Raw genomic sequence first — 20,440 nt, 5'->3', positions numbered from 1 at the left:
AGTAGCGCTACCCGCACGATGCCGGAACCGGTACCGCGTCGGTCGGTGCGGGACGTCTCGCCGGCCGCGGTGGTCGCCGGGCTCGTCGCGGTGGCCGTCTCCTACTCCGGTCCCTTCGCCCTCGTGGTGCAGGGGGCGCAGGTGGCGGGGCTGGACGCGGCCACCACCGCCTCGTGGGTGTGGGCCCTGGCCCTGGGCAGCGGCCTGTCCGGTCTGGTGCTGAGCCTGGTGACCCGCACCCCGGTCGTGGGGTCCTTCTCCACCCCCGGGGCCGCGCTCCTGCTGGCATCGCTCGGGCAGCACCGCTTCTCCGACGCCGTCGGCGCCTACCTCGCCGCGAGCCTCGCGGCGGCCGTGCTGGGCCTGACCGGCTGGTTCGGGCGGCTGCTCGCGCTGGTGCCGCAGGCGCTGCTGTCGGCCCTGCTGGCCGGGGTGCTCCTGCCGTTCGTGGCGAGGGGCGCGGGCGCCGTGGCCGCCGCGCCCCTCGTGGCGGGCGTCACCGTCGCCTGCTTCCTCGCCGGGCGCCGGCTGGCCGAGCGCTACGCGGTCCTGCTCGCGCTGCTCGGCGGCACCCTCGCGGCCGCCCTCACCGGTTCCCTGGCGGGGGTGGCCGGCTCCTGGGAGGTGACCAGGCCGGTGTGGACGACGCCGACGTTCGACGCCTCGGCGCTGCTGGCGATCGGGCTGCCGCTGTTCCTGGTGACGATGGCCGGCCAGAACGCGCCGGGCCTGGCGGTGCTGCGCTCGTCCGGGTACCGCCCCGACGACCGCCTGCTGGTGGGCTCCACGTCGCTGGTGTCGGCGCTGCTGACGCCGTTCGGCGGGCACGCGACGAACCTGGCGGCGCTGTCGGCGGCGATCTGCACGGGCCCGGACGCGCACCCGGACCCGGCCCGCCGCTACGTGGCCGGGGTGGTGTGCGGCCTGGGCAACCTCGCGGTCGCGGTGTTCGGGGCGGGGCTGGTGGCGGTGTTCACGGCCCTGCCGCAGCCGCTGGTGGTGGCGCTGGCGGCGACCGCGCTGCTGGGCCCGCTGTCGGGTGCGCTGCGCGGGTCGCTGGACGCGGACCCGGCCACCGGCACGGCGGCGGTGGTGACCGTCGCGGTCGCCGCGTCGGGGGTCGTGGTGCTGGGGGTCGCGAGCGCGTTCTGGGGACTGCTCGCGGGCGTCGTGGTCTGGCTGGTGCTGCCGGCGGACCGGACCCCGCAGCCGGTCCGGGAACCCGGCCCGGCCCCGGCCCGGCAGGTCCGCGACGCGCCCGCGGACGACGGTTCCCGTGCCACCGGTGCGACCGCGGTGCGCTGATCCGTCGCAGCGCGACCCGCGGTCGGGAGTTTCCTTGCTCCGAACGGGTGACAGGTTTACTGTGAGTAACGCGCACTCGGGAGGGTGCGCGCGCACCTGGGGGGGTGCGCCCGACCACACATGGGGGGAACCATGAAGCGTCGCCGTTCTCTGGCGCTCGCAGTCACCGTCGCGTCCGCCGCCGCGCTCACCTGCGCGGGCTCGGCCCAGGCCGCGGCACAGCCCGACCTGGTCGTCACGGCCGTCGGCTGGACGCCCGCGAACCCGGTGGCCGGACAGCCGGTCACGTTCACCGCCACCGTCCGCAACCAGGGCACCGCGCCCACGCCCGCCGGTGTCGTCCACGGGGTGGGTTTCCAGGTCGACGGGGTGCTGCGGACGTGGTCCGACAATTCCACCGCCTCGCTCGCGCCCGGGGCCTCCGTCACGCTGAAGGCCGTCGGCGGGCCCGCGGGGTCGACGTGGAACGCGGTGCAGGGCAGGCGGAGCATCACCGCGCACGTCGACGACGCCAAGCGCATGGCGGAGTCGAACGAGAACAACAACCTGTTCTCCCGGCCGCTGGACGTGGCCGCCGCTCCGGCGGCCCCCGCGCTGTCGTCGCGGGTCCGCATGGTGAACGGCTCGTCGGTCGCCGTCGCCTCCACGGCGGGCGCCCACCCGGTGCTCACCGGACTGGCCAGCTCGCTGAAGGGTTCGGTCCACGCGGGCTGCCTCAAGCCCCCGGCGAGCCCGGAGCCCGGGACACCGGGGACGCTGGTGCAGGGCACCGAGCGGTTCCTGTTCGACACCACGGTGGGCAGCGAGGGCTACACCCCGGGTGCCGGTTCCTGGGGGACCGACGGCCTGGTGACGGTGCCCGCGAACGCGGCGCCCACGCAGGTGGTCTCGAAGGGCATCTCGTTCTTCGGGCCGATCGCGCGGTGGAACTACGGCGCGCTGGACACGATCACCTGCCCGGCGGGCTCCAGCGCCGCCTTCACCCGGTTCCAGGCGAAGTCCCTGACGACGAAGCGGTTCGTCATCACGGGCGAGTGGACCTCCGGCGGCGCGCTGGTGTCGAGCACGACGGTCCCGGTCGACTTCGACGCCGCGGGCGTGTGACGTGCGGGTGGGTAACCCGCACGGGGGCGGGTTCCCCACCCGCGCCGGCACCGGAGGGTCCCGTGCGGGTCAGCGGGTGCGGTCGCGTCCCGGTGTGGTGCCCCAGGACGCCAGGGTGTCGGCGTAGGAGTCCACGAGCCGCCGGAAGGTGGCGCCGGTGTCCTGTGGCAGCGCGAAACCCCCGGCGAGCTCCAGGCTGACGAAACCGTGCAGCAGGGCCCGCAGGCCGCGCACCGCGTCCACCGCATCGTCGTCGTCGAGCCCGTACCCCGACAGCGCCGTCAGCACGACGTCGAGCAGGCGCCCGGCGGCGGCGGTGTGCTCCGGGTCCGACCCCTCGGGTGCCCGGAGCGTCGCCGCGTACGCGCCGGGGCGGCGCAGCGCCCAGGAGCGGTACGCCAGGGCCGTCCGCAGCAGGGTGTCGCGGGAGGAGTCGGTGCCGTCCCCGCCGGGTCCGCCCGGAAGGGCCGCGGCGAGTTCCGCCGCCAGTTCCGCGCAGGCCGCCGCCGCGAGGTGGGAGTGCAGCGCGTCCAGGCCCGCGACGTGCTTGTAGAGGCTGGGCAGGCGGACCCCGGCGCGCCCGGCGACCGCCGCCAGGGTCAGCCGCTCCAGGCCGGTCTCGTCGGCCACGGCGGCGGCGTGGGCCACGACGACCTCCCGGTTCAGCCCCGCCCTAGGCACGGGCGTCCAGGGTCGCGAGGAACTCCACCACCGCGGGGGCGACGACGTCGGGGCGCTGCGCGGCCGGGTAGTGGCCGGCCTCCTCCACCAGCAGCGCCGTGCCGCCCAGGGCGCCGGCGGCCCAGCGCGCCTCCGCCGCGGGGTCGGGGAAGTCCGGGTCGAGCGCGCCCACCACGACGAGGGCGGGGGCGCGGACGGCACCCAGCGACGCCTCCGTCTCGCGGTGGGAGGTGCGGGTGGTGCGGCTGAACGCGCGGCGGCGGGCGGGTTCGCGCAGGTTCGCGGACACCTCCCGCAGGTACGCGTCGTGGTCCGCCGGGACCCGCCCCGCGTAGAGCCTCGGCAGCCAGGCGCGCCAGGCGGCGGCCGCCCACGGCCCGCCGGTCAGCACGCGGAACGCCAGGCGCGCGGGGGCCGGGAGCTGGGGGTCGCGCAGGAACGGCCCGCACAGGACGAGGGCGCTGACGTCCTGCGGGGAGCGGGCCGCGACGAGGGCCGCGACGCTCGCGCCGAGCGAGTTCCCGACGAGGACCGCGGGCCCGCCGAGCTCGGCGACGAGCGCCTCGACGTCGCCCGCCGCCGCCTGCGCGTCGTAGGCGTCGAAGGTGGTGTCGGACCCGCCGTGCCCGCGCAGGTCGACGGTGGCCACCCGGTACCCGGCCTCCACCAGCGCGGGGACGAGGTGGCGGAACGTGCCGCGCAGGTCGCCCATGCCGGGGACGCACACGAGCAGCGGGCCGCTGCCGCGCACGTCGTAGGCCAGACGGCCGCCGGGGCGCCGCAGCCGGCGGGAGAGGGTTCCAGGAGTTTCCACGACCCCAAAGCTAATTGTATTAGCCAGTACCGTCAAGGGCGCCGTCCCGACCCGCCGGGCCACCCCGGGCGGGCTCAGCCCCTCGCCTTCGACGGCTGCACCCGCTTCGGCTCACCCGGCATCTTCGGGTAGTTCGGCGGGTAGGGCAGGTCGCCCAGCCCGCCGGCCTCGTCGCGGTCGGCGAGCTCCAGCAGCGGCTCCAGCGAGTGCTCCGCGCCGTCCCGACCGGCCCACACGTCGCCGACCTCCGCCAGCCGCGCCGGCACGGTCGCGATCGTCAGGTCGTCCGGGTCCACGTCCACCAGCTCCTCCCACGTCACCGGCGCCGAGACCGTCGCCCGGGCCGTGCGGCGCAACGACCAGGCGCTGGCGATGGTGCGGTCGCGGGCGTTCTGGTTGTAGTCCACGAAGATCTGCGCACCGCGCTGCTCCTTCCACCACGCCGTCGTGACCAGCCCGCCCGCGCGGCGCTCCACCTCCCGCGCCAGGGCGATCGCGGCCCGGCGGACCTCGGTGAACGTCCAGCGCGGCTCGATGCGCACGAACACGTGCAGCCCGCGGCCACCGCTGGTCTTCGGCCACCCCGTGTGGCCGAGCTCCGCCAGCAGCGGGCGCAGGTGCTCCAGCGCCACCGTGCGCGCCTCACCGAAACCCGTGCCCGGCTGGGGGTCGAGGTCCACGCGCAGCTCGTCCGGGTGGTCCACGTCGGGGCAGCGTGCGTGCCAGGGGTGGAAGGTGATCGTGGCCTGCTGCGCCGCCCACACCAGCGCGGCCGCCGAGTCCGGCCGCAGGGCCTCGGCGCTGCGGCCGGAGGGGAACGTGACCTCGCAGCGCCGCACGAACTCCGGGGCGTGGGCGGGGACGCGCTTCTGGTAGACCTCCTCGCCCTCGATGCCGTCGGGGAACCGCTGCAGGTAGGTGGGCCGGTCCCGCACCGCCTCGAGCAGGGCGGGGGCGACGGCGCGGTAGTACTCCAGCACCGCGCGCTTCGTGCCCGCCCCGCCCAGCGCCGGGAAGTACTGCTTGTCCGGGCTGGTGACGCGCACCGCGACCCCGTCGACGTCGATCTCCTCCGCTGCGGACCTGGCCATCTCGGGGCTCCTCCCGGTCGGGACGCGACGGGTCCGGCGGGGCCCGCGCGGACCATGCTGCCGCCCACCGCCCACACCGGCAGCGGGGACGCGAGGGTGCGGCCCGCGCCCGGCGGTGCTTGCATCGGGGCGTGACGAGCACAGGGGAGCAGCGCCTCGTGGGGGGCCGGTACCGGCTCACCGCGCCCCTGGGCAGCGGCGGCATGGGGACCGTGTGGGACGGCAGGGACGAGGTGCTGCGGCGCCCCGTCGCCGTGAAGGAGGTGCTGCCGCCCGTGGGCCTGTCCGACGAGGAGCGCGACCTCCTCGTCGAGCGCACCCGCCGGGAGGCGCGGGCGGCCGCGGCCGTGGCCTCGCCGTCGGTGATGACCGTCTTCGACGTCGTCGAGGAGGGCCGGCGCACGTGGATCGTCATGGAGCGCCTGCCGCCGCGGACCCTGGCCGACGTCCTGCGCGAGGAGGGGCCGCTGCCCCCGGCGGAGGCGGCCGCCGTCGGGCTCGGCGTCCTCGACGCCCTGGACGCCGCCCACGCGGCCGGGGTGCTGCACCGGGACGTCAAGCCCGCCAACGTCCTGTGGGGACCGGGTGGGCGGGTCGTGCTGGCGGACTTCGGCATCGCCCAGGCGGTGGGGGAGACGTCGATCACCCGCACGGGGACGGTCCTCGGCTCACCGGCCTACCTGGCCCCCGAGCGCGCCCGCGGGGCACCGGCCGGCCCGGCCTCGGACCTGTGGGGTCTCGGCGCGCTGCTCTTCGCGGCGGTGCAGGGCCACCCGCCCTTCGAGCGGGGGGACGCCCTCGCGACCCTCACCGCGGTGGTCTCCGAGGAGGTGCCGCCGTGCCCGCGCGCCGGGGAGCTGCGGCCCGCCGTGGAGGGCCTGCTGCGCAAGGACCCCGCGCAGCGGATGACCTCCGCGCAGGTGCGCCCCGTCCTGCAGCACGCCGTGCGGGGCCGGTCGGCGCGCACGGTGCCCGGACCTCTGCCCGGACCTCTGCCCGGACCTGCGTCACCGCACGCCGCAGCCGTCGCCGCGGGGGCTGCGGCCGGTGCGCCCTCCGCCTCCTCCACGCAGCCGCTGCCGCTGGCGCAGGTGCGGCAGCGGGCGCAGGGGCGGGTGCAGGGGCGGGTGCAGCAGGACCCGGCGGCCTCCGCCCCCCGCCGCCCGCGCGCCGTCGTGCCGCTGGTGCTGGCCGGCGCGCTGGGCGCCGGCGCGCTCGCCGTCCTGCTGCAGCAGGGCCCGGACGACCCCGGCGCCGCACCCGCGGGGGGCGCGTCGGCGAGCGCACCGGCGGCTCCCGCGGACCCGGACGGGCAGGCCGCAGCGCCGGGCGGCGCCGCTCCCGGGGCGCAGGACCCGGCCGCGACCGGTGGGAAGGCGCAGGAGCCGGCCGCGACCGGTGGGAAGGCGCAGGAGGAGGCCGCGAAGTCGCGGGAGGAGGCCGGGAAGGCGCAGGAGGAGGAGGCGGAGAGGGCCGAGGAGGCGGTGGAGAAGGCGGAGGAGGGGGAACGGGACGGCGGGGAGCCGGCGACCGGCTCCCGCGGGTCCGGCTCCCCGACCGCGGACGCGCAGCGACCCCGCCAGGAGGGGGCCGCGGGCCTGCCCGCCGGCTGGGAGCGCCACACCGACGACAGCGGCTTCAGCATCGGCGTGCCCGCGGGGTGGAGCACCGAGCGGAAGGGTTCGCGCGTGTACCTGCGCGATCCGGACTCCTCCCGCTACCTCCTGGTGGACCAGACCGACGACCCGGAACCCGACGCGCTGGCCGACTGGGAGGCGGTCGAGCCGGCCATCGCCGAGCGGCTGGACGGGTACCGGCGCGTCCGGCTGGAGCGGGTGGACGTCGGCTACGCCGAGGACGCCGCCGACCTGGAGTTCCGGCACGGCCGGGACGGCCGGGTGCACGTCCTCGACCGGAACCTCATCACCGGCCCGGACCGCGCCTACGCGCTGTACTGGTCGGCGCCGCACGCGAGCTGGCCGCAGGAGCGGGAGCTGTTCGACGACCTGGCGGCCACGTTCACCCCGGCCGGCGGCTGACCCGGCCGCCGGTCAGCCCCGGGCGCCCGCCGCCCCGGACAGCACGTCGGCCAGGTCGTACCGCGCGGGGACGTCGAGCTGTTCCCTGGTGCACTGCAACGCCTCCCGGTCGGGCCGCCAGCGCAGGAACTGGGCGGCGTGCCGGAACCGCTCGCCCTCCATCTGGTCGTAGGACACCTCGGCCACCAGCTCCGGGCGCAGCGGCACCCAGGAGTCGTCCTCCCGGCGGTGCCAGCGGTTCGGCTCACCCGCGGCCGTGACGTCCGGCCCCACCCGGTGCTCCTGCAGCTGCGCCAGGAGCTCGCGCCGCCGCACGGCCGTGAACGCCGACGCGCCGCCCACCATCTGCAGCTCACCGCCGTCGTAGAGGCCGAGCAGCAGCGAGCCGATCCCGTCCACGCTCTTGTGCGGGCGGTACCCCATGACGACGCAGTCCGCGGTGCGCAGGTGCTTCACCTTCGTCATCGTCCGCTGCCCGGGCGCGTACGCACCGTCCAGGGGTTTGGCCACCACCCCGTCCAGGCCGGCGCCCTCGAAGCGCTCGAACCAGTCAGCGGCGCGGGCGGCGTCGGTCGTGGCGGTGGTGACCCAGAAGGTCGGCCCACCGCCGGTGACGAGGGCCTCCAGCCGGGCCCGGCGCTCGGCGAAGGGCCGCGCGGTGAGGTCCTCCTCGCCGCACGCGAGCAGGTCGAACGCCACGAACCGGGCGGGGGTCTGCTCCGCGAGCAGCGCGACGCGGCTCGCGGCGGGGTGGATGCGCTGCGACAGCGCGTCCCAGTCCAGCCGCTGGGCGCCGGGGGCGGTCACGAACAGCTCCCCGTCGAGGACGACGCGGGCGGGCAGCTCCCGCAGGGCCGCCGCCACGACCTCGGGGAAGTAGCGGGTCAGCGGCTTGGAGCCGCGCGAGCCGAGCAGCACCTCGTTCCCGTCGCGGAAGACGATGCAGCGGAAGCCGTCCCACTTCGGCTCGTAGGACCACCGCGGCGCGGCGCCCGGCGGCTGCTCCGGCAGCGCCTTCGCGGCGCGGGCCAGCATCGGCTGGACGGGGGGCTGCACGGGCAGGTCCATGGCGCCCATGCTGCCCGTGCCGTGCGACACCGTGCGACACCGTGCGAGGCCGCCCACCGGGGCGCGTCGTGGCGCGGGGCCCGCCCTGCTGCGACGCTGGCGCCCGGGACGGGCGGACGGCGGGGAGGGCGCGTGGCGGGCGGGGTCGTGGTGCTGGGGTCGGTCAACCGGGACGTGGTCGCGGAGGTCCCCCGGCTGCCGCGGCCGGGGGAGACGCTCACGGCCGCGGTGGTGCGGCTGCAGGCCGGGGGCAAGGGCGCCAACCAGGCGGTCGCGGCGCACCGCTGCGGCGCGGACGTCGCCCTGCTCGCCCGCACCGGCGAGGACGAGGCCGGGGTGTTCTTGCGCGAGGCGCTGGCCCGCGCGGGCCTGGGACTGGCGCGGGTGCGGGCCGTGCCGGGGGTCGCCAGCGGCACCGCCTACATCACCACCGCGCGGGGCGAGAACGTCATCGTGCTGGACCGCGGCGCCAACCACGCCTGGCCCGGCGGCGTCGGCCCCGACCTCGACGCGGTGCGCGACGCGGCCGTGCTGGTCCTGCAGCTGGAGGTCCCCGGCTCCCTCGTGCGCGAGGCGGCGCTCGCGGCGCGGGGGCGGGTCGTGCTCAACGCCGCCCCCTCGGCCCCCGTGCCGCCCGAGGTGCTCGCGGTGTGCGACCCGCTCGTCGTCAACGAGCACGAGCTGCGCGACGTCAGCGGTGAGGACGACGTGGCCGCCGGGACCGCGGCGGTGCTGGCGGCCGGTGCCCGATCGGTGCTCGTCACCCTGGGGGCCGCCGGCGCCGCGTGGGCCACCGCGGACGGGCGGCGCGGCAGCGCACCGGCGCCGCGCGTGGACGTGGTGGACAGCACCGGCGCCGGGGACGCGGCCGTGGGTGCGCTCGCCGCGCGGCTGGCCCGCGGCGAGGACCTGGCGCGGGCCGTGCCGTGGGCGGTGGCGGCGGCGTCCCTGTCGGTGCGCCGGCCCGGCACGCACGACTCCTACCCGGACGCCGCCGCGGTCGGGGCCGCCCTGGCCGGGGTCCGCTAGGAGCGGCTCAGGACGCCGGGGGGCCCTGCGTCCCGCGCAGGAACCTGCCCGCCCAGCCGTCCAGGTGCGCGCGCAGCTCCGGGGGCGAGAGCACCGTGAACTCCTCGTCGAGGACGCCGAGGGCGAACGCCGCCCAGTTCAGGTCGTCCGCCTGCATCCGCACCAGGCAGCCGCCGTCGCGCTCCTCCACGTGCGCCCAGCGGCCGATCCGCTCGCGCGCCACGGCTGCGGGCGCGGCGACCAGCACCTCGACGGGCCGTGGGCGCCGCATCCCCTGCAGCCCGGCGCTGACGAACTCCGCGGCGTCCTTCGCGGGCAGCTGCCGCGGCGCGAAGCGGGCTCCCGTGCGCGAGGGCCCGGTGAGGCGGTCCAGGCGGAAGCTGCGCCAGTCCCCGCGGTCGAGGTCGTAGGCGACGAGGTACCAGCGCCGGCCCAGCGGCACGAGGCGGTGCGGTTCGACGTGCCGCTCGGCCAGGCCGCCACCGGCGTAGCCGAACCGCAGGCGCTCGTGGTCGCGGCAGGCCAGGGCGACCGTGGTGAGCGCCTCAGGCGCCACGCCCGGGTCCTGGCCGGGCGCCTGCGGCACGGTCACCGAGCGCAGCGCCTCCACCCGGTGCCGCAGCCGCGGCGGCATCACCTGCACGACCTTGGTCAGGGCGCGCAGCGAGGACTCCGCGATGCCCTCGACGGGCGCCGAGGTCGCGGACTGCAGCCCGACGGCGAGCGCGACGGCCTCCTCGTCGTCGAGCACCAGGGGAGGCAGTGCCGCGCCCGGGGCGAGCTGGTAGCCGCCGTCCACGCCGCGCTGCGCCTCGACCGGGTAGCCGAGGGTGCGCAGGCGGTCCACGTCGCGGCGCAGGGTGCGCACGGAGACCTCCAGCCGCCCGGCGAGGTCGGAGCCGGACCAGTAGCGCCGCGACTGCAGCAGCGACAGCAGGCGCAGGGTGCGGGAGCTCGTGTCGGCCACACCGGAAGTCTCCTCCCATTGAGGACAGGAACTGGCACCTGCCCTCCGTAGTGTCGTCCTCGCCGGAGAAACCCCGAGGGAAGGACGAGACCGTGAGCACCCAGACCCAGAGCACCGACGGCACCACCACCACCGCCACCACCACCGCCACCGCGCCGGCCGGTGAGCGCGCCGACCTGCTGAGCGCCCTGGCCACCCACCGGCACTTCCTGCGGCACACCGCCCGCGACCTCACCGACGCCCAGGCCGCGCAGCGCAGCACCGTCTCCGAGCTCTGCGTCGGCGGGCTGGTCAAGCACGTCACCGAGGTGGAGCGCATGTGGGTCCGCTTCATCCAGGAGGGGCCGGACGCCATGCCCTCCATGACCGACTTCGACGACCCCGCCGTCGCCGAGGCCTGGGGCGAGGAACACCGGGTGCTCCCGGGGGAGACCCTCGCCGGGCTCCTCGCGGGCTACGAGGAGGTGGCGCGCCACACCGAGGAGGTCGTCGCCGCGCTGCCCGACCTCGACGTCTCGCACCCCCTGCCGGAGGCCCCCTGGTTCGAGCCGGGCGCCCGCTGGTCCGCGCGCCGCGTCCTGCTGCACGTGCTCGCCGAGACCACCCAGCACGCCGGGCACGCCGACATCATCCGCGAGTCCCTCGACGGGGCGAAGACGATGGGCTGATCCCGCCGCGGCCGGTTCCCCGGAACCCGGCGGGTTCCCCGGGAACCTCGCAGGACACCCGGAAACCACGGAGAGTTTCCGGCGGTCCACGTGGAGTTCACAGAAGGCGACGCAGGGTTCTGAGGGTGCCACGCAGAGTTTTCCTCCGGTCGGTGGTGAACGCGCCCGTCCCCGGGCGCGTACCCACCACCGACCCCGGTACGGAATCGGGGCCGAGCAGGGAAGAGGAATCTCATGCGCAAGAGCGTCAAGATGCTGGCCGTCACCGCGAGCGCGGCCGCCCTCGCCTTCGGGGCGGTCCCGGCCGCCTCCGCCACCGGTGGCGGTTCCGCGCAGGACAGCGGCGTCCGCGGCCTGCACGCGGTCGGCCTGGTCGGCGGCACCGAGCTGGTCCGTTTCCACCTCGACGACACCAAGCGTCTCCGCACCACCGGCACGGTCTCCGGCCTCACCGGTGGGGACACCCGCCTCGTCGGCATCGACTACCGCGTCCAGGACGGCAAGCTCTACGGCGTCGGCGACAAGGGCGGCATCTACACCCTCACCGACTCCGGCGCCGCCACGTTCGTGCAGCGCCTGACCGTCGCGCTGCAGGGCACCGCGTTCGGCGTGGACTTCAACCCCGCCGCCAACGCGCTGCGCGTCGTCAGCGACACCGGCCAGAACCTGCGCCAGCCGTTCGCGACCGCCGGTGCCGCGACCGTCGCCGACACGCCGCTGAGCACCCCGCCCGCCGCCGGCCCCACCGCGGGCGTGACGGCCGCGGCCTACACCAACAACGACACCGACGCCGCCACCGGCACCACGCTGTACGACCTCAACACCGCCACGGACACCTTGGCCCTGCAGGCCCCCGCCAACGCGGGCACCCTGTCCACGGTCGGGAGCCTGAAGGTCGACGCGACCGGCGACGCCGGTTTCGACATCTTCTCCCGGGTCAAGGACGGCAGCACCGTCGACGTGCACGGGTTCGCTACCCTCTCCGTCGGCGGCAAGCGCGCCCTGTACGGGGTCAACCTGTTCACGGGCAAGGTCTCCAAGACCGGGGACCTCGCGAAGGACGTCACCGACATCGCGGTCCAGCTGCGCACGTCCTGACGCAGCCGGCGCGGACGGGTCCCCCTCGGGGTGGGCCCGTCCGCGTCACCGCACACCAGGGGGAGGCGCGTGTGACGTGGCGCGGTGAGCCAGGCGCGGACGCGCCGCCGCGCCGGCACAGCGACGGCGCCGTCCCCGCACCCCGCACCGAGGTCGTCTCCTCGCTGCGCGACGAGCAGGACGTCGCCCGCGCCTACGACGCCTACGGCGCGGAGCTGTACCGCTTCGTGCTCCGCTTCCTGCGCGACCCCGGCGCCGCGCAGGACGTCGTGCAGGAGACCTTCCTCCGCGCCTGGCGCGCCGCCGACCGCTACGACCCCTCGCGGGCCAGCGTCCGGGTGTGGTTGTTCGCCATCGCCCGGCACACCGTGCTCGACCACCTGCGGGCCGCCGGTGTCCGCCCCTGGCAGGCCACCCTCCCCGGGGAGGCGGGGGTGGAGTCCGCGGCCGCGCCGGCCGAGGACCACAGCGAGCACCTCGTGCGGGGCTGGGTCGTGGAGGAGGCGCTCAGCCGCCTCTCCGACGAGCACCGCTCGGCCATCGTCGAGACCTACCTCAAGGACCGGCCGTACGCCGAGCTCGCCGACCAGTACGGCGTCCCCGTGGGCACGGTGCGCAGCAGGGTTTTCTACGGTCTGAAGGCGCTCCGCGCCGCGATGAGGGAGATGGGGGTGCAGCAGCCGTGACGCTTCCCGAGGACCACCGGCCCGGTGGGCACCCCGACGGCGTGCGCGAGCAGCTCGGCGCCCACGCCCTCGGCGGCCTGCCCGACGAGCTCCTCCCGCCGCTCCTGGCCCACCTGGAGACCTGCGCGGACTGCCGCGCGGAGCTGGCCGACCTGCGGGAGCTCGCCGGCGACCTGCGCCTGGCCGACCCCGCCGCCGTCGAGGCGCCGCCGCAGCCACCCGCCGACCTCGGCGCGCGCATCACCGCCGCCGTGCGCCGCGAGGCCGAGCTCCGCGATCGCCGGGAGAGGCGCGACGCGGTGCCCGCCCGCCGCTCCCGGGTGCGCGCGCTGCTCGCCCCCCTCGCCTCCGCCGCGGCCGCGGCGGTGCTCACCGCGCTCGTCCTGCAGCCGGACGCGGCCCCGCCGCCCAAGGCGCCCGTCCCCGTCGAGCAGCTCACCGTGCGCAGCGCCGCCGCGGGGCTGTCCGGGCTGGAGGCGGAGCTGATCCCGCACACCTGGGGCGTGGAGGTCACGCTCGTCGCCACCGGGTTCGAGCAGGGCGGCGCCTACCGGGGCGTGGTGCGCGCCCGCGACGGGCGCACGCTGCCGGCGGGGGAGTTCCTCGGCACCGGGGACAAGCGCATCGTGTGCAACATGCAGGCGGCCCTGCTCCGGGCCGACGCCGTCGGCTTCGCGGTCGTCGACAGCACCGGCACGCCCGTGGTGGACGTCGAGCTGCCGCCGCTGCGGGGCTAGGCCTGGCAGGGGCGGCGCCGCGTCAGATCGCGCAGCCGTCCGGGCCGCAGGCGCCGTCGCCCGCAGCGCCCCCGGCGGGCGTTCCGGTTCACTCCACGACGGGCTCGACCACCTGCACCCGCGCGCGCTGCCCGCGCCGGGCCGCCCGCAGCGTGTCCGCGGTGAGCAGCACCAGCGCCACCCACACCAGCGCGAAGCCCACCCAGCGCGCCGCGGGCATCGTCTCCCCGAGCAGCAGCCCGCACACGAACTGCAGCACCGGGGCGAAGTACTGCAGCAGCCCGATGGTGGTCAGCGGCACCCGCCGCGCCGCCACCGCGAACAGCAACAGCGGGACGGCCGTCACCACGCCCGTCACCACCATCAGGGCGGTGTGCCCGGCGCCCGCCGTGCCGAAGACCGCCCCGCCCGTGGCGCCGATCAGCACGAGGGCCGCGCAGGCCGGCACGAACAGCAGCAGCGTCTCCGCGGTCAGGCTGGACAGCGCGTCCACGCCCCCGCCGGCCCGCCCCACGCGGTTCTTCACCAGCCCGTAGACGGCGAAGGAGAACGCCAGCACCAGCGCGATCCACGGCAGGCGCCCGTACGCCACCGCCAGCACCGCCACCGCCACCGCGCCGGTGCCCACCGCGGCCCACTGCACGGGCCGCAGCCGCTCGCGCAGGATGAGCACGCCGAACAGCACCGTCACCAGCGGGTTGATGAAGTAGCCCAGCGACGCCTCGATCACGTGCCCGGCGTCGACGGCGTAGATGTACACGCCCCAGTTGACGGCGATGAACACCGCCGCCACCGCCAGCAGCCCCGCCTGCGCGCGGTTGCGCAGGACCCGCAGCAGCACCGCCCAGCGCCGCGTGAGGGTCACGACGAGCGCGCACACCGCGAGCGACCACACCACCCGGTGGGCGAGGACCTCCACCGGCCCGGCCGGGGCGAGCAGCACGAAGAACAGGGGGAAGACGCCCCACAACGCGTACGCACCGGCGCCCGCCAGGACGCCGGTGCGCTCGGCCGACCCGCTGCGGGCAGCGGGTCGGGGGGAGCCGGGGGCCGCCTCCGCGGAGGAGCCCCCGGGCCTCACGCCACCGACCAGGTGTCGTTGCCCGCCAGCAGGGCCGCCAGGTCCGCGTCGGTGGCGGGACCGCCGGCCTTCGCCTGCGCCGCGGCCACCTGCTCGCGGGCGAGGTCGTCGTACGTCGGGCGCGACACCGAGCGGAAGACGCCCATCGGCACGCTGCCCATGCCCGGCTCGGACAGCCGCGCGATGGCGAACGCCTGCGAGGGGTCCGGGCTGGACACGTCGTGCACCAGCGGCTCGCGGCCGGCCAGCTCCGCCTCGGGCACCATCTCCACACCCCCGGAGGCCGAGCGCACGGCCACGCGGTCGCCGCTGCGGACGACCTGGCCGTCCTCCAGCCGCACGATCCGCGCCTCGGCCTGCTCGCGGTCCTTGAGCACGTCGAACGCGCCGTCGTTGAAGATGGGGCAGTTCTGGAAGATCTCCACCAGCGCCGCGCCGCGGTGCTCGGCCGCGGCCCGCAGCACCGCGGTCAGGCCCTTGCGGTCCGAGTCCGTCGTGCGGGCCACGAAGGTGGCCTCCGCGCCCAGGGCCAGGGACACCGGGTCGAACGGGGCGTCCACGCTGCCCTGCGGCGTGGACTTGGTGACCTTGCCCTGCTCCGACGTGGGCGAGTACTGCCCCTTGGTGAGGCCGTAGATCCGGTTGTTGAACAGCAGGATCGTCATGTTCACGTTGCGGCGCAGCGCGTGGATCAGGTGGTTGCCGCCGATGGACAGGGAGTCCCCGTCACCGGTGACGATCCACACCGACAGGTCCGGGCGGGACGTCGCCAGGCCCGTCGCGATCGTCGGGGCGCGCCCGTGGATCGAGTGCATCCCGTAGGACTCCAGGTAGTACGGGAAGCGCGAGGCGCACCCGATCCCGGAGATGCAGACGATGTTCTCCCGGCGGATGCCCAGCTCCGGCAGGAAGCCCTGCACGGCCGCGAGGATCGCGTAGTCACCGCAGCCGGGGCACCAGCGCACCTCGGAGGCGGACGTGAAGTCCTTCTTGCGCAGCGCCACGCCCTCGTCGAGGTGCGGGACGTCGCGCAGGCCCTCGGTGGAGCCGCGGTAGGTGGGGATGTCCAGGGGGATCGAAGGGCTCACCGGCCCGCTCCCGTCGCGTCGTAGGTCTCGGCGTCGCCGATCGTCTCGTCGGCGAGCTCCTTGGCGAGCCCGTCCAGGTGGGTGTGGATGACCTCCGCGAGCTCCGCGGAGGTGAACGGCAGACCGCGCACGCGGTTGTAGCCGACGACGTCCACGAGGTACCGCGCCCGCAGCAGCATCCGCAGCTGCCCCAGGTTCATCTCCGGCACGATGACGCGCCGGTAGGAGCGCAGCACCTCCCCGAGGTTGCCCGGGAAGGGGTTGAGGTGGCGCAGGTGCGCGGTGGCCACCCGCTCGCCGTCCGCGCGCACGGAGCGGGCCGCCGCGGCGACCGGGCCGTACGTCGAGCCCCAGCCCAGCACGAGCACGTCGGCGGGGGAGCCGGTGGCGGCACCGGGGTCGTCCACCTCGACGTCCGGCACGTCGACGCCGTCCACCTTGGCCTGCCGCAGCAGCACCATCTTCTCGTGGTTGTCCGGGTCGTAGGAGATGTCCCCGGAGCCGTCGGCCTTCTCCAGGCCGCCGATGCGGTGCTCCAGGCCCGGGGTGCCCGGCACGGCCCACGGGCGCGCCAGGGTCTGCGGGTCGCGCAGGTAGGGCCGGAAGACGGGCGTGCCGTCCGCGGCGGTCGCGTTCGGCTGGGTCGTGAACTCGACCTCCATCTCCGGCAGCGACTCCACCGCCGGCAGCAGCCACGGCTCGGAGCCGTTGGCCAGGTAGCCGTCGGACAGCAGCATCACCGGCGTGCGGTACGTCAGCGCGATCCGGGAGGCCTCCACGGCCGCGTCGAAGCAGTCCGCGGGGGAGCGGGGCGCCACGACGGGCAGGGGGGCCTCGCCGTTGCGGCCGAACATGGCCTGCAGCAGGTCCGCCTGCTCCGTCTTGGTGGGCAGGCCCGTGGACGGCCCGCCGCGCTGCACGTCCACGACCACCAGCGGCAGCTCCAGCATGATCGCCAGGCCGATCGCCTCGCTCTTGAGCGCCAGACCCGGCCCGGAGGTCGTGGTGATGCCCAGCGCCCCGCCGTACGACGCGCCCAGGGCGGCGCCGATGCCGGCGATCTCGTCCTCGGCCTGGATCGTCGTGACGTCGAAGCGCTTGAGGGTCGAGAGGGTGTGCAGGATGTCCGACGCCGGGGTGATGGGGTAGGAGCCCAGCACCAGCGGCAGGCCCGCCCGGTGCGCCGCCGCCACGAAGCCGTACGCCGTGGCGGTGTTGCCGGTGATGTTGCGGTACGTGCCGGTCGGCGCCGGCGCGGGGGCGATCTCGTACGTGACGGCGAAGCCCTCGACCGTCTCGCCGTAGTTGTAGCCCGCGCGGAAGGCCGCCAGGTTCGCCTCGAGGATCTGCGGGCGCTTGCCGAACTTGCTCCGCAGGAAGCGCTCGGTGCCCTCGGTGGGGCGGTTGTACAGCCAGGAGACCAGGCCCAGGGCGTACATGTTCTTGCTGCGCTCGGCGTCCTTGCGGCTCAGGCCGAACTCCGCCAGGGCCTCCACCGTGCGGGAGGTCAGCGGCAGCGCGTGGAGCTGGTACGCCTCCAGGCTGCCGTCCTCCAGCGGGTTCGCGTCGTAGCCGACCCGGGCCAGGTTGCGCTTGGTGAACTCGTCGGAGTCCACGATGAGCGTGCCGCCGCGCCGCACGTCGCCCACGTTGGACCTCAGCGCCGCCGGGTTCATCGCCACGAGCACGTCGGGGTGGTCGCCGGGCGTCATGACGTCGTGGTCGGCGAAGTGGAGCTGGAAGCTCGAGACGCCCAGCACGGTCCCGGCGGGTGCGCGGATCTCGGCGGGGAAGTTGGGCAGGGTCGCCAGGTCGTTGCCCAGCGCGGCGGTCTCCGCGGTGAAGCGGTCACCGGTGAGCTGCATCCCGTCGCCGGAGTCCCCAGCGAAGCGGATGACGACGCGGTCGACGCGCTGGACCTGCTTGACGCTCATGAGGGCTGTGGCCGTCCTTCGCTCGGGATCTGCCAACTGTAAGGCGGACGGCGCGGTGATCCTTCCCCGCCGGGGCCGCGGAGGAGGGGGGTCTCACCCTGTGAGAGCACAACCGGCGCTTGTGACCGGGCGGGCCCGCGGGTGCCCGGGTGCGGCCGGCGCGGAACGGCGCGGCACCGGCGCGCGTTGCGGGAGTGCCCCCACCGGGGCACGCTGCGGACGCACCGCACGCGCGGCAGGCGGAGGAGGGGGAGCGCGCCGATGGGGCACCGGCACCACAACGGCCTGAAGACCGCAGCCCTGTTCGGTGCCATCTGGGGCGTGCTGCTCCTGCTGGGGTACCTGCTCGCCAGCTCCCTGCGCGTCCCCGCCCTGCTGCTCGTCTTCGCCGCCCTCGGCCTGCTCAGCACCGTCTACGGCTACTGGTACAGCGACCGGATCGCGCTGCGGGCCATGCGGGCCCGGCCCGTCTCGGAGGTCGAGCAGCCCGTGGTGCACCGCATCGTGCGGGAGCTGTCCACCGCCGCCGGCCAGCCCATGCCGCGTCTCTACGTCTCCCCGACCGCCGCGCCCAACGCCTTCGCCACGGGCCGCGACCCGGCCAACGCCGCCGTCTGCTGCACCGAGGGCATCCTGCAGCTGCTCACCGAGCGGGAGCTGCGCGGCGTGCTGGGCCACGAGCTGATGCACGTCTACAACCGCGACATCCTCACCTCCTCCGCCGCGGCGGCCGTCGCGGGGCTCGTGACGTCCCTCGCCCAGTTCGGGGTGCTGTTCGGCGCGATGGGCGGGCGCGACGGGGAGCGGGTCAACCCGGTGGCCGTCCTGCTGACGTCGCTGATGGCGCCCCTGGCCGCCACCGTCATCCAGCTCGCCATCAGCCGCACCCGCGAGTACGACGCCGACGAGGACGGGGCGCGCCTGACCGGGGACCCCCTCGCGCTGGCCTCCGCGCTGCACAAGCTGGAGATGGGCACCCGCGCGCTGCCGCTGCCCCCCGAGCGCGAGCTGGTCAACGCGAGCCACATGATGATCGCCAACCCGTTCCGCGGGCAAGGCGTGGCCCGGCTGTTCTCCACCCACCCCCCGATGGCCGAGCGCATCGCGCGCCTGGAGGCGCTGGCCGGCTACCGCCGCTGACGCAGGCCGGCGCTCGGGGAGGACCCGTCCGCCACTCAGCGTGACCCGAAGGTGGCTGCGGGTGCAGAGTGGAACGAGAGGCTCGAGGGAGAGCCGCCCGTCCGCCGGAGGTCCCCGTGGCCCGTCCGTACCTGCCGATCGCCGAGCACGGCGTCGTCGGCGACCTGCGCACCGTCGCCCTCGTCGGCACGGACGGGACCGTCGACTGGTACTGCCCCGGCCGCTTCGACGCCCCGTCGCTCTTCGGCTGCCTGCTCGACGCCGGCAAGGGCGGCTGGTTCTCCCTGTGCTGCCCCAGCGCCACCCAGCAGAAGCAGCTCTACCTGCCGGACACGAACATCCTGCTGACCCGCTTCCTCGCACCCGAGGCCGTCGGGGAGGTCGTGGACTTCATGGTCCCGCAGATGCGCCAGTTCCGGGCGCCCGCGGGCTCCCTCGTCCGGCAGGCCTCCGCCGTCCGCGGCACCGCCACCTTCGACCTGCACTGCCGTCCCGCCTTCGACTACGGCCGCGTCCCGCACACCACCGAGGTCGTCGAGGGCGTCGGCGCGGTCTTCGACTCCCCGATCGGCCGCGCCGTGCTGCGCACCCGCCTGCCGCTGCGGATCAGCGACGAGGGCGCGGGCGTGCGGGCCACCGTGGACCTCGCCGAGGGCGAGCACGTCGACGCCGTCCTGGACTGGCAGGGGGAGGTGCGCCCCCCGGCGCCCGGGGAGACCGACCGGCAGTTCCGCGCCACCTCCGAGTTCTGGCAGCGCTGGCTGAGCGGCTCGCGCTACCAGGGCCGCTGGCGGGAGACGGTCAACCGCTCCGCCCTGGCGCTGAAGCTGCTCGTCTACGAGCCCACCGGGGCGCTGGTCGCCGCCCCCACCACGTCCCTGCCCGAGGAGATGGGCGGCGTCCGCAACTGGGACTACCGCTACGCGTGGCTGCGTGACGCCGCCTTCACCGTCTACGCCCTCATGAGCCTGGGCTTCCTGGAGGAGGCCACCGCCTTCATGACGTGGGTGCAGGCCCGCTGCGAGGAGGTGGCCGGCGACCGTGACCTGCACATCATGTACGCCGTGGACGGCAGCGCCCACATCCCCGAGGTGGAGCTGACGCACCTGGAGGGCTACTGCGGCTCCGGGCCCGTGCGCATCGGCAACGACGCCATCGGGCAGACCCAGCACGACGTGTACGGCGAGCTCATGGACTCCGTCCACCTCTACAACCGCGAGATGCCCATCTCCTACGACCTGTGGACCGCCCTGTCCCGGCGCCTGGACTGGCTGGCGCGGCACTGGGAGGAGCCCGACGAGGGCATCTGGGAGATCCGCGGCCCCCGGCAGCGCTTCACGTACTCCGGCCTCATGACGTGGGTGGCGTTCGACCGGGCGCTGCGACTGGCCCGCGACCGGGGGCTGCCGGCGCCCGAGCAGAAGTGGCGCAAGCTCGCCGCGAAGGCGTACCGCTTCGTGCAGCAGGAGTGCTGGGACCCGCGGACGGGGGCGTTCATGATGGCGCCCGGCAGCTCCCTGCTCGACGCCTCGGTGCTGTGCATGCCGCTGGTGAAGTTCTCCGGCCCCACCGACCCGCGCTTCCTCAGCACGCTGGACCGCGTCCGCGCGGAACTGGTCTCCGACAGCCTCGTCCACCGCTACGCCCGCACGGGGCACGACGGCCTGGCCGGCGACGAGGGCACGTTCAACCTGTGCTCGTTCTGGTACGTGGACGCCCTGACCGCCGCGGGCCGGCTCTCCGAGGCGCGGCTGGTGTTCGACAAGATGCTCACCTACGCCAACCACGTCGGCCTCTACGCCGAGGAGATCGGCCCCTCGGGGGAGGCGCTGGGCAACTTCCCGCAAGCCTTCACGCACCTGGCGCTCATCAGCGCCGCGCTCAACCTCGACCGGGCGCTGGGACGCTGA

The 20,440-nt window shown here is 75.7% G+C and carries 18 protein-coding genes; 10 read left to right on the top strand and 8 right to left on the bottom strand.

What is annotated here, in order from left to right; all coding sequences use genetic code 11:
• Nucleotides 1–45: 45 nt before the first annotated feature.
• A complete protein-coding gene (locus ACYQBY_RS16275) occupies nucleotides 46–1,305 on the top strand; it encodes a benzoate/H(+) symporter BenE family transporter (protein ID WP_459644915.1) in 1,260 nt (419 codons plus the stop codon).
• 132 nt (nucleotides 1,306–1,437) lie between these two features.
• Nucleotides 1,438–2,409 carry a CARDB domain-containing protein gene (locus tag ACYQBY_RS16270; protein WP_459644914.1) on the top strand — a complete coding sequence of 324 codons (972 nt, stop codon included), beginning with the start codon at nucleotides 1,438–1,440 and terminating at the stop codon, nucleotides 2,407–2,409.
• A gap of 69 nt (nucleotides 2,410–2,478) precedes the next feature.
• On the opposite strand, the gene ACYQBY_RS16265 is transcribed toward ACYQBY_RS16270, so the two are convergent.
• From ACYQBY_RS16265 to ligD, 3 genes are read right to left on the bottom strand one after another with little or no spacing between them, the layout of a single operon-like run.
• On the bottom strand, nucleotides 2,479–3,090 hold the full coding sequence (locus ACYQBY_RS16265; protein ID WP_459644913.1) for a TetR-like C-terminal domain-containing protein: 612 nt from the start codon (nucleotides 3,088–3,090) through the stop codon (nucleotides 2,479–2,481).
• On the bottom strand, nucleotides 3,083–3,940 hold the full coding sequence (locus tag ACYQBY_RS16260) for an alpha/beta fold hydrolase (RefSeq protein ID WP_459644912.1): 858 nt from the start codon (nucleotides 3,938–3,940) through the stop codon (nucleotides 3,083–3,085). The genes ACYQBY_RS16265 and ACYQBY_RS16260 overlap by 8 nt, the downstream gene beginning before the upstream one ends.
• A 38-nt stretch (nucleotides 3,941–3,978) precedes the next feature.
• Nucleotides 3,979–4,995 (bottom strand): non-homologous end-joining DNA ligase, encoded by a 1,017-nt coding sequence (gene ligD, locus ACYQBY_RS16255; protein WP_459644911.1) that lies wholly within the window; start codon nucleotides 4,993–4,995, stop codon nucleotides 3,979–3,981.
• Nucleotides 4,996–5,126: 131 nt separating this feature from the next.
• Between ligD and ACYQBY_RS16250 the strand changes: the two genes are divergently transcribed.
• Nucleotides 5,127–7,034: a serine/threonine-protein kinase gene (locus tag ACYQBY_RS16250; protein ID WP_459644910.1), complete on the top strand. Its 1,908-nt coding sequence runs from the start codon at nucleotides 5,127–5,129 to the stop codon at nucleotides 7,032–7,034.
• Between the two features lie 12 nt (nucleotides 7,035–7,046).
• Here the strand turns inward: ACYQBY_RS16250 and ACYQBY_RS16245 are convergent, their stop codons facing one another.
• On the bottom strand, nucleotides 7,047–8,102 hold the full coding sequence (locus ACYQBY_RS16245) for an ATP-dependent DNA ligase (RefSeq protein WP_459645110.1): 1,056 nt from the start codon (nucleotides 8,100–8,102) through the stop codon (nucleotides 7,047–7,049).
• Between the two features lie 132 nt (nucleotides 8,103–8,234).
• Here ACYQBY_RS16245 and ACYQBY_RS16240 point away from each other — a divergent pair, with 132 nt between their 5' ends.
• Nucleotides 8,235–9,131: a ribokinase gene (locus ACYQBY_RS16240; RefSeq protein WP_459644909.1), complete on the top strand. Its 897-nt coding sequence runs from the start codon at nucleotides 8,235–8,237 to the stop codon at nucleotides 9,129–9,131.
• A gap of 7 nt (nucleotides 9,132–9,138) precedes the next feature.
• On the opposite strand, the gene ACYQBY_RS16235 is transcribed toward ACYQBY_RS16240, so the two are convergent.
• Nucleotides 9,139–10,098, bottom strand: a complete 960-nt coding sequence (locus ACYQBY_RS16235; RefSeq protein ID WP_459644908.1) for a helix-turn-helix transcriptional regulator — start codon at nucleotides 10,096–10,098, stop codon at nucleotides 9,139–9,141.
• Nucleotides 10,099–10,190: 92 nt separating this feature from the next.
• On the opposite strand from ACYQBY_RS16235, the gene ACYQBY_RS16230 reads away from it, so the two are divergent.
• The 4 genes from ACYQBY_RS16230 (at nucleotide 10,191) to ACYQBY_RS16215 (ending at nucleotide 13,287) form a co-directional block, all read left to right on the top strand.
• Nucleotides 10,191–10,766: a DinB family protein gene (locus tag ACYQBY_RS16230; RefSeq protein WP_459644907.1), complete on the top strand. Its 576-nt coding sequence runs from the start codon at nucleotides 10,191–10,193 to the stop codon at nucleotides 10,764–10,766.
• 234 nt (nucleotides 10,767–11,000) lie between these two features.
• Nucleotides 11,001–11,864 (top strand): DUF4394 domain-containing protein, encoded by an 864-nt coding sequence (locus ACYQBY_RS16225; RefSeq protein WP_459644906.1) that lies wholly within the window; start codon nucleotides 11,001–11,003, stop codon nucleotides 11,862–11,864.
• A gap of 71 nt (nucleotides 11,865–11,935) precedes the next feature.
• Nucleotides 11,936–12,550, top strand: coding sequence for a sigma-70 family RNA polymerase sigma factor (locus tag ACYQBY_RS16220; RefSeq protein WP_459644905.1), 615 nt, complete (start codon nucleotides 11,936–11,938; stop codon nucleotides 12,548–12,550).
• The gene (locus ACYQBY_RS16215; RefSeq protein WP_459644904.1) at nucleotides 12,547–13,287 is read left to right on the top strand and encodes an anti-sigma factor family protein; all 741 of its coding nucleotides are present in this window, start codon (nucleotides 12,547–12,549) and stop codon (nucleotides 13,285–13,287) included. The genes ACYQBY_RS16220 and ACYQBY_RS16215 overlap by 4 nt, the downstream gene beginning before the upstream one ends.
• Nucleotides 13,288–13,375: 88 nt before the next feature.
• Here the strand turns inward: ACYQBY_RS16215 and rarD are convergent, their stop codons facing one another.
• Genes rarD through ACYQBY_RS16200 form a run of 3 tightly spaced genes read right to left on the bottom strand, consistent with a single transcriptional unit; the run spans nucleotide 13,376 to nucleotide 17,390 of the window.
• Nucleotides 13,376–14,368 (bottom strand): EamA family transporter RarD, encoded by a 993-nt coding sequence (rarD, locus tag ACYQBY_RS16210; RefSeq protein ID WP_459644903.1) that lies wholly within the window; start codon nucleotides 14,366–14,368, stop codon nucleotides 13,376–13,378.
• On the bottom strand, nucleotides 14,365–15,456 hold the full coding sequence (locus ACYQBY_RS16205) for a 2-oxoacid:ferredoxin oxidoreductase subunit beta (protein WP_459644902.1): 1,092 nt from the start codon (nucleotides 15,454–15,456) through the stop codon (nucleotides 14,365–14,367). The genes rarD and ACYQBY_RS16205 overlap by 4 nt, the downstream gene beginning before the upstream one ends.
• Nucleotides 15,453–17,390 carry a 2-oxoacid:acceptor oxidoreductase subunit alpha gene (locus ACYQBY_RS16200; RefSeq protein ID WP_459644901.1) on the bottom strand — a complete coding sequence of 646 codons (1,938 nt, stop codon included), beginning with the start codon at nucleotides 17,388–17,390 and terminating at the stop codon, nucleotides 15,453–15,455. The genes ACYQBY_RS16205 and ACYQBY_RS16200 overlap by 4 nt, the downstream gene beginning before the upstream one ends.
• Before the next feature lie 261 nt (nucleotides 17,391–17,651).
• Between ACYQBY_RS16200 and htpX the strand changes: the two genes are divergently transcribed.
• Both htpX and ACYQBY_RS16190 read left to right on the top strand, forming a co-directional pair.
• Nucleotides 17,652–18,530 carry a zinc metalloprotease HtpX gene (htpX, locus tag ACYQBY_RS16195; protein WP_459644900.1) on the top strand — a complete coding sequence of 293 codons (879 nt, stop codon included), beginning with the start codon at nucleotides 17,652–17,654 and terminating at the stop codon, nucleotides 18,528–18,530.
• Nucleotides 18,531–18,646: 116 nt separating this feature from the next.
• Complete coding sequence (locus ACYQBY_RS16190; protein ID WP_459644899.1) at nucleotides 18,647–20,440, top strand: glycoside hydrolase family 15 protein; 1,794 nt, start codon at nucleotides 18,647–18,649, stop codon at nucleotides 20,438–20,440.

Source organism: Kineococcus anabasis, from assembly GCF_054590795.1.
This window is presented reverse-complemented; position numbering and strand designations above follow the sequence as displayed.